The organism is Candidatus Accumulibacter contiguus, assembly GCF_036625285.1.
GTDB lineage: Bacteria > Pseudomonadota > Gammaproteobacteria > Burkholderiales > Rhodocyclaceae > Accumulibacter > Accumulibacter contiguus.
This window is the reverse complement of record NZ_JAZKUC010000002.1, coordinates 882015-896513: the sequence shown is the minus strand read 5'-3', so window position 1 is coordinate 896513 and position 14499 is coordinate 882015. Positions and strand designations below refer to the sequence as shown.

Sequence of the window (14499 nt, the reverse complement as noted above, 5' to 3'; positions counted from 1 at the left end):
CTGCTCAGGAGGGCGTCCTGTTGCGCTCGCCGGGATGCCGGAGCGCAGTGCCGCGATGCGGACAGTCCGGCTTGGTGCATTCGGCATACAGATAAAGCGAGTGCTCGCGAATGACGAAACCGCGATCCTTGGCAATCTTCGTTTGCCGGCGTTCGATCTCGGCATCGTAGAATTCCTCGACCCGGCCGCAGTCGACACAGACCAGGTGATCATGGTGCTGTCCGGGGCTCAACTCGAAGACCGCCTTGCCCGATTCGAAATAGTGGCGCTCAATCAGCCCTGCCTGTTCGAACTGGGTCAGGACACGATAGACGGTGGCCAGGCCGATGTCCAGATTCTCGGCGAGCAGCAGTCGGTAGACATCCTCGGCGGTGAGATGGCGGATCTCGGTCTTCTCGAACAGGGCGAGGATCTTGAGGCGTGGAATGGTGGCTTTCAGCCCCATGTTCTTGAGGTCGTCGGAGTTGCTCATCGGCTTACCTTGATCGGCTATGAAAGGAGGGTTTCGGTTATGATATACCCTGCGATGGCAGCCGTGCGGCACTGCCGCCAAGCTTTCGTTCGGATCGAACATGATCCGGCTCCCGGCGGGGTCGCTTCACTTGCCCTGGCTCGCACTGATCACACACCACGATCCGACCTGAACATGATCTTTCCACGTTTCGCCTATCCTGTCATGGTTCTCTGCACGCTTGCCGCTTGCTCGACGGTACCGCGCATCGTCAACGAATACCGGATCGACGTGCAGCAGGGTAACGTCCTGTCTCAGGAAATGGTTTCCCAGTTGCGCCCCGGCCTGACCAAGGATCAGGTGCGCTTCATCCTCGGCACGCCGGTGTTGACGGACATGTTTCACGCCAACCGCTGGGATTACTTTTATTGGCTGAAGAAAGGGAATTCGGGCGAGATCGAAACGCGCCGGTTTACGGTCTTTTTTGACGCCGACGGCAAACTGCGAAACGTGGCCGGTGATGTGGCCCCGGTGCAATCCACCGACGCCGCAGTGGTCTTCGAGGCGCGCAACCGGGAAATCGATCTGGGCTCGCTGCCGGCAGATGGCAGTACGGTGCTGCCGCCTCCGGATGGACCGGGTTTCTTCGGCACGATTATGGAAAGCATGGGATTCTGACATGGATGGATTGAGGATCGCGATCGCCGGTGCTGGCGGACGCATGGGACGCATGCTGCTCGAAGTCACGCTGAAAGATGTGGCAGCGACGCTGGTGGCCGCGATTGACCAGCCTGGCGTCCCCGAACAGGGCAAGGATGCTGGCGAACTGGTAGGGATGCCCTGCGGTGTCCTGGTCAGCAGCGACCGCGACGCCGGCATTGCCCGTGCCACCTGCCTGATCGACTTTACACGCCCCGCAGCAACTCTCCAGCACCTCGAAATCTGCCGCCGCCATGGCGTGGCGATGGTCATCGGTACCACCGGTTTCGACGCCGCGGGCAAGGCAGCGATTGCTGCCGCAGCAGAGGACATTGCGGTGGTCCTGGCGCCGAACATGAGCGTCGGCGTCAACGTGGTTTTCAAACTGCTCGACGTGGCGGCCCGGATTCTCGGCGAAGGCTACGATGTCGAGGTCTTCGAGGCGCACCACCGGCACAAGGTCGACGCGCCCTCGGGAACCGCGCTGCGCATGGGTGAGGTGGTGGCGCAGGCGCTCGGGCGTGAACTCAGGCAGTGCGCCATCTACACGCGCGAGGGAGTCACCGGTGAGCGGCCGCAGTCGAGCATCGGCTTTGCCACCATCCGCGGCGGCGACATCGTCGGCGATCACAACGTGATGTTCTGCGGCGTTGGTGAACGCATCGAAATCGGCCACAAGGCGAGCAGTCGCATGCCATATGCATTGGGAAGCCTGCGCGCGGCGCATTTTCTGGTGCAGCGCAAATCCGGCCTGTTCGACATGCAGGACGTACTCGGTCTGCGCTGAGTCGCCGCCCGATCAAGCAGCGTGCAGGCGGGCAGATGTTCGAGGTCGTACTGATCCACCCGGAAATCCCGCCCAATACCGGCAATGTGATTCGCCTGTGTGCCAATACCGGCACACGCCTGCACCTCGTCGAACCGCTCGGATTCGCGCTGACCGAAGCCCGGCTGCGGCGCGCCGGCATGGACTACGCGGAGTTGGCGAGCGTGCAGATTCACCCCGACTGGACCCACTGCTGTGCGGCACTGACGGCACTTTCGCCGCAGGGGCGGCGTTTTGCGCTGACCACCAAAGGAACTCTGCGTCCCGCTGTTGCCGACTTCCGGGCCGGGGATGTGCTGGTCTTCGGTTGTGAAACGCGCGGACTGCCGGCAGAAATTCTCGCCGAGTTTGCCGCCGAGCAACGCCTGTGCCTGCCGATGCGGCCAAACAATCGCAGCATCAACCTCTCCAACGCCGTCGCCATTACGGTATATGAAGCCTGGCGGCAGATCGGCTACGCTGGCGCCGCATGAGTCTGGCGGGCGAAGTGCCGGAGCATCGAGCGCTACCTGCCCTCGAAACCAATGTCCCGCTCCATCAGCGCGGCGACACCTTCGATTGGCGTCACGCTGCCGTCGAGCAACGTACAAACCCAGTCGGTAATCGGCATTTTGACGCCAAGCGCAGCGGCACGGCGCTGTACCTCGTGCGCGGCGGGTACGCCTTCGGCAACCTGGCCCAGTTCGCGGGTAATCTGATCGAGGGGCTTGCCGGTGGCCAGCAACAGGCCCACGCGCCGGTTGCGTGAGAGGTCGCCAGTACAGGTCAGAAACAGGTCGCCCATGCCGGACAAGCCCATGAAGGTGTCGGCGTGTCCCCCCAGCGCCTTGCCAAAACGGGCGATTTCGTGCAACCCCCGCGTCATCAAGGCGGCGCGGGCATTCATCCCCAGCCCGAGACCATCACAAACACCGGTGGCAATGGCCATGACGTTCTTGACGGCACCGCCCACTTCGGCGCCGATCACGTCATCGCTGGCATAGATGCGCAGTCGCGGCCCACGCAAGGCTTCGGCACAGCGCAGCGCGAAGTTCGCGTCGGTCGACGCGATCGTCACCACCGTCGGCAAATCGCGAGCCAGTTCATCGGCAAAGCTCGGCCCCGTGAGTACGCCGCACATGCGTTCGCCGAGCACCTCCCGAACGACCTGGTGCGGCAGCAGTCCGGTCCCCTTTTCAAGGCCCTTGCAGACCCAGAGGAAGGGCGTTTCGACCTCGGCATCGCGCAGATGCTGCAGCGCAGTACGCAAACCAGCCAGGGGCGCAGCGATGAGCATCAGCTCGGCATTCTTGCAGGCCGCCGAAAAATCAGCAGTCGCCCGCAGCGAAGCAGGAAAGCGATGGCCCGGCAGGTAGCGGCTGTTTTCACCGGCCGCCTGCATGCGTGCAGCCTTTTCGGGATCGCGTGCCCACAAGCTGACGGAATGACGGTGGGCAAAGGAGATCGCCAGGGCAGTACCCCAGGCGCCGGCACCCAGAACCGCGATTTGCATTGCACTTCCCCCTTTCCGACCACCGAGTCGTTCGGCAGCACTGTGGGTCGGTTCCGCAGTGGCCGCCTGGCCAATACCGTCAAATGGCCGATGTGTCAGCCATCAGGCTGCCGATCAGGAATGCGGCATCTCGCCTTGCAAGGACAAATGGAAACTTGCTTCATTGAAGCCGCTGCGGCTCTCGCTGAGCGTCCGTGAAAACGTCACGCAGCGCACCTGCGCGCAGCAGAGACTGACGGGCATGGCCGACCTTCAGCCAGTCCTTGTGTGCAGTCAATAGCGCCAGGCTTTGTTCCACATAAGCATTTGAAGACAACTCGCTCGCGGCGTAGCGTCGCAGGAGAGCCAACCAGCGTGTGTGAATGGCACAAGGCGTGTGCTTGTCGCCGCCCGCGATCGGGCAATCCGGGCAACGCGTACTGGCCAGGGTACTGATCGCCGCCTGTTTTTGCCACTGCTGGCGATATTGCCTGGCATTGGCCTCAATCCACTCCAGTGCACGCAACTCCCTGTCAGCGTCAGGAAAGCTTTCGACATACGCTTCGATGGCCGAAAGCTGCTGGCGAAAGAACTCGGCATCCGCGAGATCCGGATTCGGGGAATCACCCACAAATCGGGTAATCAGCGCAAGGGTGGGGTCATCTACGATGTACATACATGTCCTGCAGCAGCGTGCGTACGCAAGTAGCGAACGCATACAATATAGCAGAATATGCTGCGTCGCAGCAATATACTTTTCGTGATAGGCAGCAGCGGCCAGTGCCCTCCACAGACTGAAATGCACAGTATTTGACCTTGGCATCAAATTGGCTGAAACTGAACGAGTTTGCATTGGCAGGCCATGGCCGGCGTCTAACTTTTGTCGTAAAGTATGCACACATTGATTCGGGAGCTTTGGGGTGGACCCATCACTTTGGATTGAACTGGTCGTTTTTGTCGTCCTGCTGGGATTCTCGGGCTTCTTTTCGAGCACCGAGACCTCGCTGTTCTCGCTGAGTTCTTTCCAGCTCGATCAGATGCGCGCTGCCCGGAATCCGCGCATCGAGCTGATCGAACGGCTGCGCAGCGAGCCGCGGCGACTGATCGTCACCATCCTGATCGGTAACGAGTTCGTCAATGTCTCGGCGTCGGTGATCTCGGCGGCGATGATCATCCACCTGTTCGGCGCCGAGAACGAGATGATCAACCTGCTGGTAATGGTGCCGATCCTGTTGTTGTTCGGCGAGATCACGCCGAAAGTGCTGGCGATTCGCAACAACGTCGCATTTGCCAACGTCGAATGCCGTCCGATTGATCTCGTCGCTCGCCTGATTACGCCGCTGCGCGAAGTGATCCGGTATATCGCCGATTTCTTCATCACCCTGATCGTCGGCAGACAGCGCTCACAGGGCAATCTGGTCACCGAAGACATGATTCGCACGCTGGTACATGATGCCGTTGGCGAAGGCGCCCTCGACAGTCAGGAAGCGCAGTACATCGAGAAGATCTTCGACTTCGGCAGCAAGACCCTGCGCGATCTCATGCGCCCGCGCTCGGACATCCATTTTCTGTCGGCCGATCTGCCGCTGGCGGAATTACTGGCACAGATCAAGGCAAGCCGCCAGTCCCGTTATCCGGTATTCAAGGGACACCGTGACAGCATCGTCGGCATCCTGCACGCGCGCGATCTGCTCGGCGTCGATCTTGCACGCCTCGAACGCGATCCGCAGGGGGTTCGCAAACTGCTGCGCCAGGCAAACTTCTTTCCCGAATCGAAACCGGCGGTGGAGCTGTTCCATACCTTCCGCCAGCGCAAGCTCTCCTTCGCGCTGATCGTCGATGAGTACGGGGGCGTTACCGGGCTGGTAACGATGGAAGATCTGCTCGAGTGCGTCTTCGGCGAGATTGCCAGCCCTTCCGACAGAGAAGCGGTAAGTAGACACCCGGTGCGCGAACTGGCCGATGGCCGCCGTCTGATCGATGCCAGCATGTCGGTCGAAGACTTCCATCAGGAGTTTGGCGTCGCGATCGAGCGCGAGGAGGCCGAAACCCTGGCCGGCGTGCTGCTGGACGCCTTTGGTGAACTGCCGGCCGCAGGCGCAGTGATCGATCTCTGCGGCCTGAAGTTCACCGTGGAAATGATCGAGCATAACCGCATCACGCACGCCCTGGTCGAACGCCTGCCGGAAGTGGTCGCACGACCGGAAACGGATGCCGGTGACGAGTTTGTACACGGCGCATCGGCAACGGCACAAGCCATGCCGCCGGCTGGCGAGGGCGGTCCAGCGAGTGCCGGGGCGCCGGCTCCTGTGTTCGGCAAGCGGAAGGATGCATAGATGGTGGAGATCTGGATCACTGTCCTGCTGATGATCGTTTGCCTGGTCGCCGAGGGCTTCTTCTCGGGTTCAGAACTCGGCATCGTCAGCGCCGACCGAATGAAGCTGCGTCACGATGCCGCCAAAGGCTCGCGTGGCGCGCGTCTGGCGCTCGAAATGCTCGAGAAGCGGCCGGAATGGTTGCTGTCTACGACGCTGGTCGGCACCAATATCGCGGTGGTGACCAACTCGACGATCGCGACCGCGCTGATGATCGATCTGTTCGGGGAACATGGCAGCTGGCTGGCGGTGGTCCTGGTCGCACCGCTGATCTGGGTGTTTGGCGAGATCGTCCCGAAAAGTGTCTGCCAGCAGCGCGCCGATACGATCACGCCTTACGTGATTTACATCCTGCGCTTCTTTTCGATCCTCTTCTGGCCAATCCTCATCATCTTTGTCACCTTGTCGAAGTTCCTTTCGCGTCTCGCGGGCGCGCGTGCAGAGCACAACCCTTTCACCCTGCGCGAGCAGATCCAGAGCATGGTACAGATGCCACCGCAGGAAGGGGGCGACATCCAGGCCATCGAAAAGACGATGATCCGGCGCATGTTCAATTTTTCCGAAACGACGGTCTACAAGGTGATGGTGCCGCTGATCGACGTGAACGCCATCGAGAAGCGATCAACGGTCGGAGAAGCGGTTCGTCTGGCAGTGCAGTGCTCGCATGTCCGCCTGCCGGTCTATGACGGACGTATCGACCGGGTGATTGGCGTGCTGAACAGCATGGATCTGCTGGGTGTAGACGAATCAGCGTCGATCGAGCCCTTCATCAGCCCGGCGCGCTATGTGCCAGCCAGCAAGAGCGCCGAGACGATGCTCGTCGAGCTGCGCAAGGATGGTGATGCGATGGCCGTGGTGATGGACGAGTTTGGCGGTGCCGAGGGGATCGTCACCATCGAGGACATCATCGAGGACGTGGTCGAGGACATCCAGGACGAATACGACCGGCAGGAAAAACCTGCCGAATGGCTGAAGAAACTTGGCCACCATGACTACCTGGTCAGCGCCCGCGCCGACCCGGCGATGCTCAACGAAAAACTGGGACTGAAGCTGCCCGGCCATGGCAGCTACGACACGCTCTCGGGGTTCCTCCTCGAGTATGCGCGCGAGATTCCTGCACCCGGCACGACGATCGAAGTCGAAGGCATCAAGTTCACCATCCAGCGCGCGACGCCGCAGGTCATCCAGGAAGTGCAGATCCGCTGGTAGCGGGTGGCGATGCATCGTACCCCTCCATTACGGGCTCGGCGACTTCTTCTTTTGCAACAAACAGAAAGCCAGTGCATTTTCATGCTCAACAGAAGGTTCCTGATCACCACGGAGGAAATGCAAGCGGAAGGCCTTTCGTGAAGCTTCCGGGGTGCCAGGGTCATAGCCTATCGCGGTGAGTGCAAGCGCCAGATCGAAGCCGACCGGAGCTGGCGGCAGCGGCGCCTCACACCACAGGCCAAAACCCTGTCCGGCCAGGATTTGCCAGGGAAACCAGGCACTGGGGTCGTCCTTGCGCGTCGGTGCAACGTCGGCGTGAGCAATGAAATTTGCCGGAGGAATGTGGTAGCGCTGCCGGATATCGGCCAACAGGACGAGCAACGCTTCTATCTGAGCGTCGGCAAAGGGTTCGCGGCCATTGTTATCGAGTTCGATGCCGAGCGACACCGAATTGATATCGGTAAAGCCGCCCCACCACGATTTACCGGCATGCCAGGCGCGAGCGTTCTCTTCGACGAGTTGGACGATCGTGCCGTTGCGGCCGATCAGATAATGCGAACTGACCTTACGTTCTGGAGAAGTGAGCGTGTGCAGTGCCTGCTCCAGCGTATGGTTGCTGGTGTGGTGAATGATCACCAGATTTGGCCTGCGCTCGTCGAAGTTGGGGGATGCCACCCAGTTTGTCCTCACCACCGTTTTCTGCTGCAGTGGTGCACAGGCAACGAGTAGTGCCGCCATCACAGCGGCAAGGATGAAGCCTTTACCCTTACCCATCCACGGGTGGTCACGCTGACCCAGCAAATCCCCAGTCAGGCCAAACGGCCATCCCGGTAGTCGCTCATCGCTTGGTAAACTTCCTCTTCGGTGTTCATCACGAAGGGTCCGTATTGCACGATCGATTCATTCAGTGGCCTGCCAGCAATCAGCAATGCCCTTGCACCCTGCATTGATTTGATCAGCACGCCGTCGGCCTGGGGATCATTGGCAAGGATGGCCAGGTGTTGCAGTGGCACGCTGCTGCCGGCAATGCTGACCGTGCCACGATACACGTAGACGAACGCGTTGTGACCTGCCGGTAGCGCTTGAGTGAATTGCGATCCAGCCGGCAGGTGCAAGTCGAGGTAGAGCGGCATCGTGGCCTCTCGAGTCACCGCCCCGGGCAGGCCATGACTCGTGCCGGCAATCACCGTCACCTTAGTACCTGCGTCGTTGGTGAAACGTGGCAAGTCTGCAGCGGTGAAATCGCGATACCAAGGCTCGCTCATCTTGTCTTTTGCGGGCAGGTTCAGCCAGAGCTGAAAGCCCTCCATGACGCCTTCTTCCTGCTGTGGAATCTCGGAATGAATCACGCCGCGACCCGCCGTCATCCACTGGACGCCGCCGCTCTCGAGTAATCCTTGGTGACCTGCACTGTCACGGTGCAGCATGCGGCCGGCAATCATGTAGGTGATGGTCTCGAAGCCGCGATGGGGATGGTCGGGAAAACCAGCGATATAGTCATCCGGATTGTCGCTGCCAAAAGCATCGAGCATCAGGAAGGGATCGAGCCGATGCTGCAACTGCTGGTCCAGCACACGCGTCAGTTTCACGCCAGCACCGTCGGAGGTCGCATTGCCCATTAGTTGTCGCTCGACAGTGCGTGTTCTGTTGATCTGCTCGGGATGGGAAACATTGGCGCCTTCACGGCGGGCGCCGGCATTGATCTGCAGGATTTTCATGGGTGCTTGTTGAGACTAGGCCTTCGGCAGGCGACCGAGCAGGAAGAATTCGTCGTTCGGCCGCATCGAGCTCAGGTTCGCCAGCCGATTCGACATCGCGAAAAATGCGGCGACGGCGCCGATGTCCCAGATGTCTTCGTCCGAGAAGCCATGCTCACGCAGCACGGCAAAATCAGCGTCGCCAATCTCGGCCGAATGTAGCGAGGTCTTCAGCGCAAAGTCGAGCATCGCGCGCTGCCGCGCCGTCAGGTCGGCCTTGCGGTAGTTGACCGCAACCTGGTCGGCGATCAGCGGATTCCTGGCGCGCAGGCGCAGGATCGCGCCGTGCGCAACGACGCAATACTGGCATTGGTTGGCGCCACTGGTGGCGACGACGATCATTTCGCGCTCAGCCTTGCTGAGGCCGCTCGGCTTCTCCATCAGCGCATCGTGGTAGGCAAAAAAGGCACGGAACTCGTCGGGACGATGCGCCAGAGTGAGAAAGACGTTGGGGACGAACCCGGACTTTTCCTGCACTTCGAGGATGCGCTTACGCATGTCTTCCGGCAATTGATCGAGTGCCGGAACAGGGAATCGACTGATCGGGGGATTCATCATTTTCTCCATGCTCCGAGGGTTGCAGATCATGGCATGATACACAAGATTTGCATCCATCAGAGGAGAGAAAAGCAATGAGCGACCGCAGTGATTTCGACAGCCTGGTTCCCGCCGTTCCCTTCAGCCGCCGGCAGTTCATGGTCAGCGCCATCGGCGCTGGTTTCGCGCTGGCGGTGCAGCCAGTCGTCGCACAGACGATGATCACGACCGACAGCGTCGGCCTCAGCGCCGGCGAGATCCAGGTGACGACAGGCGATGGCGAAATGCCGGCGTATCGCGCGCAGCCCGCCAGCGGCGGCAACTGGCCAGTGATCCTGGTGGTGCAGGAGATATTCGGCGTCCATGATCACATCAAGGATGTCTGCCGCCGTCTGGCCAAGCTCGGCTACCTCGCCATCGCCCCCGAACTCTACGCACGCCAGGGGGATCCACGCCAGTACAGCAATATCGAGGAACTGCTCGGCAAGGTGGTCAGCAAGGTTCCCGATGCGCAGGTAATGGCCGACCTCGATGCCTGCGTGGCCTGGGCCGGGGCGCATGGCGGCAATACCGCACGCCTCGGCATCACCGGTTTCTGCTGGGGCGGTCGAATCACCTGGCTGTATGCGGCGCACAATCCGCAGCTCAAGGCCGGCGTCGCCTGGTATGGCAGGATCGTCGGCGTGCCCAGCGAACTCAGCCCGCGGCACCCGATCGACATCGCCGGCAAGCTGTTTGCACCGGTGCTGGGACTCTATGGCGGGCTCGATCAGGGGATCCCGATCGACAGCGTAGAGAAGATGCGCAAGGCTCTCGCCGACTCGGTCAATCCGGCCAGCAAGGCGTCGGCGATCCATGTCTATGCGCAGGCGCCGCACGCTTTCCATGCCGATTACCGACCGAGTTACCGCAAGGACGCTGCCGAGGATGGCTGGCGTCGCCTGCAGGCCTGGTTCAAGCAGAACGGCGTTTGATGTGAAAGTCGCGTCAGCGACTCACGAATCCTGCGCAGTGCCATACGGGGCCGCTACGCAGCCCCGCCTTCAAACAGACTACTTGCTGATCGACTCGCCCGGGGTGATGATGCCGAGGAAGCTGTCGGCCTTCAGCGCCGCGCCGCCGATCAGGCCACCGTCGATATCCTTCTGGGCCAGCAGGCCGGCGGCATTCTCGGGCTTCATCGAACCACCATACTGGATCGAGATCGACTCGGCGACGTCCTTGCCGTAGAGTTGCGCCAGCAGGCCGCGGACGAAGGCATGTGCCTGCTGCGCTTCGTCGTCGCTGGCGGTGACGCCGGTGCCGATCGCCCAGACCGGTTCGTAGGCGATTACCGTGCGTAGCGCGTCGGCGGCGGAAAGACCCGCGTAAGCGCCATTGACCTGTGTGGTGAGAACACTTTCGAGCTGGCCGCCCTGCCGCTCGGCGAGCGTCTCGCCGATACAGATGATCGGCGTCATGTCGAGCGACTGGGCCTTCTTGACTTTCTTGTTGACGGTTTCGTCGGTCTCGCCGAAGTAGCTGCGCTGCTCGGAGTGGCCGATGATCACGAAATCGACGCCGATTTCCTTGAGCATGTCGGCGCTGACCTTACCGGTGAAGGCGCCCTGGTTTTCCCAGTGCACGTCCTGCGCCGCCAGCTTGACGTTGCTTCCCTTGACCACCTCGGCCACCTTGGCAAGAGCCAGGTAGGTCGGGGCGATGGCGACAACGACATTCTTGATGTCCTTGGCAGCAGCGACGACGTCGGCGGCGAGCTTCACTGACTCGGCGACGGTCTTGTTCATTTTCCAGTTGCCGGCGATAACGATCTTGCGCATGGTATTCCTCGATGTGACGTTGTGATATTGCTGGATGGCTTGCGATGACTGGGCAGCAGCGGCCCCGCGCGGGGCCGCCGGCAGCCTTACTTTTCGGAAAGTGCGGCGACGCCCGGCAGGACCTTGCCTTCCAGGTATTCGAGCGAAGCGCCTCCGCCGGTCGAACTGTGCGTGACTTTCTTGTCGGCGCCGTATTTCTTGGCAGCGGTGGCGGTGTCGCCGCCGCCGATGACGGTGATCGCACCCGCAGCCGTAGCCTGGACGACTGCGTCAGCCATGGCCTTGGTGCCGGCTTCGAACTTCTCGAATTCGAAAACGCCGGCCGGGCCGTTCCAGATGATGGTCTTGGCCTTCAGGATCGCATCGGTGAAGATCTTCGTCGATTGAGGACCGCAGTCGAGCCCCAGCCAGCCGTCGGGAACGCCATCGACATCGTTGGCGGTGCCGGTGTTGGCGCCGGCGTCAAACTTGTCGGCGATCACGAAGTCGACCGGCAGCAGGATCTCCTTGCCTTTTTCCTCGGCCTTCTTCATCAGGTCCGGGACCAGCTTGGCGCCCTCTTCGTCGTACAGCGAGTTGCCGATCGGCATTCCCGAGAGGACTTTCTTGAAGGTGAAGGCCATGCCGCCACCGATGATGATCTGGTCGGCCTTGTCGAGCAGGTTGTTGATCAACTGGATCTTGTCGGCAACCTTGGCGCCGCCGAGGATCGCCAGCAACGGCCGCTGCGGCGATTCGAGAACGGCCGAGAAGGCAGCCAGTTCCTTGTTCATCAGGTAGCCGGCAGCGCGCTCGGGCAGTTGCACGCCGGTCATCGACGAGTGGTCGCGGTGGGCGGTGCCAAAGGCATCGTTGATGTAGACGTCGGCGAGCCGGGTCAGAGAAGCGCGGAAGGCCTTGACGTCTTCCGGATTGGCCTTGACCTTGGTAACCGTGCCATCGGCGCTGGTGACGGTGCCCTTACCCTCTTCTTCGAGATGGAAGCGAAGGTTTTCGAGCAGGATGACTTCACCAGGCTTGATCGCGGCGCAGGCGGCCTCGACTTCCGGGCCAACGCAATCGGACAGGAACTGCACCTGGCGTCCGAGCAGCCACGAGAGAGCGGTGGCCACCGGCGCAAGACTGTATTGCGGCATGACCTTGCCGTCGGGACGACCAAGGTGAGACATGAGAATGACGGCTGCACCATGGTCCAGAGCATACTGGATCGTCGGCAAGGCCGCCTCGATCCGCTTGGTATTGGTGATGGCGCCGGTGGTCTTGTCCTGAGGGACGTTGAAATCGACGCGAATCAGCGCGCGTTTGCCTTCGAGGGCGAGATCTTCGATGAACAGTTTGGACATGATTTCCTCGACAGTGAGTGGGTGTTGAAAAAGGCTGGATGTGGAAAAAAGCGGCAAGCAGAATTGGATGGAAGCAAAGCAGGTTCAAAAGCGGCAAGGTGTCTGTGAGCGGCAGAACGATTCGCCAACGGAGCACCTTTGACGCCACTGCGTTGCGCAAATGCAAGCTGCGGGAAAGCGTTTCAGACACGCAGACGAAGTATCCTTGGCACGGTTAGCAGAGTCAATTGTCTGTTGTCAAGAGGGTTGTGCATCGTGTCGTTGTTGTCGAGGACGGCCTTTCTTCCGATCGGGAAGGGTCGTTCGCCGACCGCTGCGCACCCGGCATCGCATCCGGAAGCGCAGCTTCAGTTTCAGTAATAGATCCGGAAAACCTGCTGGATCTGCTCGAACTCGTGCAGATACGATCTCGCCATTTCGCGATTGGTGGCCACCACCGTCAGGTCATGGGAAAACACCGAAGTGTTGTACCAGTTGAAACTGCCTTCGATGACCGTCGCCTCGTCGATGATGCAGTACTTGGAGTGGATCGGCGAATAAGGCACCGGGTGATCATCCTGGCCGTACACCAGGCCGACCGCAATCCCCGCCGTCCGCAGTCCCTGCGCTGCCGGCAATAGGGGGCGATTCAGCTCATCGTGCATCGAACGTTCGACGCCAACCTTACCCTGCCGCGCGAGATGCCCGTTGAGCAGGATATGCACATGCACGCCGCGGTGTTTGGCGTTGATCAGCGCATCGATGACGCTGTCGCCGTGTTCGCCCAGCAGGTTGCCGATCAGGAACAGCGTCAATTTGATCGAGTGCCTGGCACGGTGAATCTCGCTCAGGATGGCGTGGTGCGGAAGGTAATGCTTGCCGTTGAGCAGAGAGTGCCGGCCGAAGGTGTAGAGCAGGTTGAAATGGCTGAGCGGGTCGATGCCATATTTTTGGTTGACGCCGCCACGCTCGCTCTGGAAGATGTTGTCGAGCAGACGACAGACGCCTTTCGAATGAAAGGTCATCCCCGATTCCCAATTCGCCCACCAGCGATCGAAGGTGATGTTGAACGAACCCAGGATGCAATCCTCATCGTTGAAGAGGACGAACTTGGTATGCATGTCGGGATCGACCTCGATCAGATGATGGTGTGGCGTACAGAAGACACCCACCAGTTCGATGCCGGCGCGCTTCAGGCGCGCATAGTTCGGACTGTTGGTGAGCGTCATCTTCCGCCAGTCGACGATGCACTGCACACAGACGCCGTTTTCACTGGCATGCACCAGGTGGCAAGTGAAGTCGTAGTCGTCGATGCAGTCGACGCTGACCTTGATGGTGCAGAACCGATTGGGATGATCGTGCTTGCTGCGAATGACCTTGTCGATGTGATCGTGAATGAAGCGTTTGGGATGGTAGGGGTGATACTGCTGACCCTTGGTGAACTTGGGAATCAGGCGCAATGATTCGAAATGGTGGTTGTACCAATCGACGTCGCATTGCAACGTCCAGGCATTCAGCTCATGTGTGCGATAGGAATTGCTGGTCGCCCATTCCGGGGTAATTCTGCGATATTGCGGCTGTTCCTCGCGCAACTGCGACCAGTCCATGAAAATGTACTCGAGTTGCGAGGCAATCGAGTGCTCGTCGAGGTGCACCACAAAGGCAAACTTGACGCAGTTTGCATGCCCGAAACTGCTCGACGAGGGGTGGATATAGAAATCCCGGGTGCGCCGCTTGTGATGGTTCCACTCGATGTCGTAGGGATCGGTATCGACAATGTAGGTTTCGCAAATATTATTATCCCGATAGACCTTCAGGATGACTTTCACGTTCACCTGTGTGCCGAAGAACACATCGAAGCTGATTTTTCCCCAACGCAGATAGAATTTCTCGTTGAAGTCGTTAACCCGCACGAAGGATCCGCCCAGATTGCCGTGTACGGGTACCGCGTATTGCTCTGCTGTTTTCATAATATCGAGACTGCACTGCCCTATGCTGTGTAATGTCCGCTCGCCAGAATCCGTGGCGAGCG

At 60.3% G+C, this 14499-nt stretch carries 15 protein-coding genes; 6 read left to right on the top strand and 9 right to left on the bottom strand.

The features are described from left to right. Nucleotides 1-4 precede the first annotated feature (4 nt). Nucleotides 5-472: a ferric iron uptake transcriptional regulator gene (gene fur / locus V5B59_RS22730; RefSeq protein WP_034910184.1), complete on the bottom strand. Its 468-nt coding sequence runs from the start codon at nt 470-472 to the stop codon at nt 5-7. 9 nt (nt 473-481) lie between these two features. Here fur and V5B59_RS22725 point away from each other — a divergent pair, with 9 nt between their 5' ends. The 3 genes from V5B59_RS22725 to V5B59_RS22715 are packed head-to-tail and all read left to right on the top strand — an operon-like array spanning nt 482 to nt 2449. Next, nucleotides 482-1129: an outer membrane protein assembly factor BamE gene (locus V5B59_RS22725; RefSeq protein WP_248594898.1), complete on the top strand. Its 648-nt coding sequence runs from the start codon at nt 482-484 to the stop codon at nt 1127-1129. A gap of 1 nt (nt 1130) precedes the next feature. Then, nucleotides 1131-1937 (top strand): 4-hydroxy-tetrahydrodipicolinate reductase, encoded by an 807-nt coding sequence (gene dapB, locus V5B59_RS22720; RefSeq protein WP_034910186.1) that lies wholly within the window; start codon nt 1131-1133, stop codon nt 1935-1937. 35 nt (nt 1938-1972) lie between these two features. Next, nucleotides 1973-2449, top strand: a complete 477-nt coding sequence (locus V5B59_RS22715) for a tRNA (cytidine(34)-2'-O)-methyltransferase (protein ID WP_034910188.1) — start codon at nt 1973-1975, stop codon at nt 2447-2449. Between the two features lie 32 nt (nt 2450-2481). Here the strand turns inward: V5B59_RS22715 and V5B59_RS22710 are convergent, their stop codons facing one another. Beyond that, a complete protein-coding gene (locus V5B59_RS22710; RefSeq protein WP_332352350.1) occupies nt 2482-3468 on the bottom strand; it encodes an NAD(P)H-dependent glycerol-3-phosphate dehydrogenase in 987 nt (328 codons plus the stop codon). Nucleotides 3469-3628: 160 nt separating this feature from the next. Continuing rightward, entirely contained in the window at nt 3629-4123 is a 495-nt protein-coding gene (locus V5B59_RS22705) for a hypothetical protein (RefSeq protein WP_034910192.1), read from the bottom strand. A 244-nt stretch (nt 4124-4367) separates the two neighbouring features. Here V5B59_RS22705 and V5B59_RS22700 point away from each other — a divergent pair, with 244 nt between their 5' ends. Then, complete coding sequence (locus tag V5B59_RS22700; RefSeq protein WP_034910193.1) at nt 4368-5783, top strand: hemolysin family protein; 1416 nt, start codon at nt 4368-4370, stop codon at nt 5781-5783. Beyond that, entirely contained in the window at nt 5784-7031 is a 1248-nt protein-coding gene (locus V5B59_RS22695) for a hemolysin family protein (protein WP_288130705.1), read from the top strand. Nucleotides 7032-7058: 27 nt separating this feature from the next. On the opposite strand, the gene V5B59_RS22690 is transcribed toward V5B59_RS22695, so the two are convergent. The 3 genes from V5B59_RS22690 to V5B59_RS22680 are packed head-to-tail and all read right to left on the bottom strand — an operon-like array spanning nt 7059 to nt 9346. Continuing rightward, complete coding sequence (locus V5B59_RS22690; RefSeq protein ID WP_169071143.1) at nt 7059-7832, bottom strand: N-acetylmuramoyl-L-alanine amidase; 774 nt, start codon at nt 7830-7832, stop codon at nt 7059-7061. An 8-nt stretch (nt 7833-7840) separates the two neighbouring features. Then, a complete protein-coding gene (locus tag V5B59_RS22685; protein WP_372703740.1) occupies nt 7841-8740 on the bottom strand; it encodes a pirin family protein in 900 nt (299 codons plus the stop codon). A gap of 24 nt (nt 8741-8764) precedes the next feature. Then, nucleotides 8765-9346, bottom strand: a complete 582-nt coding sequence (locus V5B59_RS22680) for a peroxidase-related enzyme (protein ID WP_034910206.1) — start codon at nt 9344-9346, stop codon at nt 8765-8767. A gap of 74 nt (nt 9347-9420) precedes the next feature. On the opposite strand from V5B59_RS22680, the gene V5B59_RS22675 reads away from it, so the two are divergent. Next, nucleotides 9421-10299, top strand: a complete 879-nt coding sequence (locus V5B59_RS22675) for a dienelactone hydrolase family protein (protein WP_169071145.1) — start codon at nt 9421-9423, stop codon at nt 10297-10299. 78 nt (nt 10300-10377) lie between these two features. On the opposite strand, the gene tpiA is transcribed toward V5B59_RS22675, so the two are convergent. From tpiA to V5B59_RS22660, 3 genes are all read right to left on the bottom strand, one after another. Then, a complete protein-coding gene (gene tpiA, locus V5B59_RS22670) occupies nt 10378-11145 on the bottom strand; it encodes a triose-phosphate isomerase (protein WP_034910198.1) in 768 nt (255 codons plus the stop codon). A gap of 86 nt (nt 11146-11231) precedes the next feature. After that, nucleotides 11232-12488 carry a phosphoglycerate kinase gene (gene pgk / locus V5B59_RS22665; RefSeq protein ID WP_169071146.1) on the bottom strand — a complete coding sequence of 419 codons (1257 nt, stop codon included), beginning with the start codon at nt 12486-12488 and terminating at the stop codon, nt 11232-11234. Nucleotides 12489-12841: 353 nt separating this feature from the next. Beyond that, a complete protein-coding gene (locus V5B59_RS22660) occupies nt 12842-14437 on the bottom strand; it encodes a phospholipase D-like domain-containing protein (RefSeq protein ID WP_034919214.1) in 1596 nt (531 codons plus the stop codon). Nucleotides 14438-14499 lie beyond the last annotated feature (62 nt).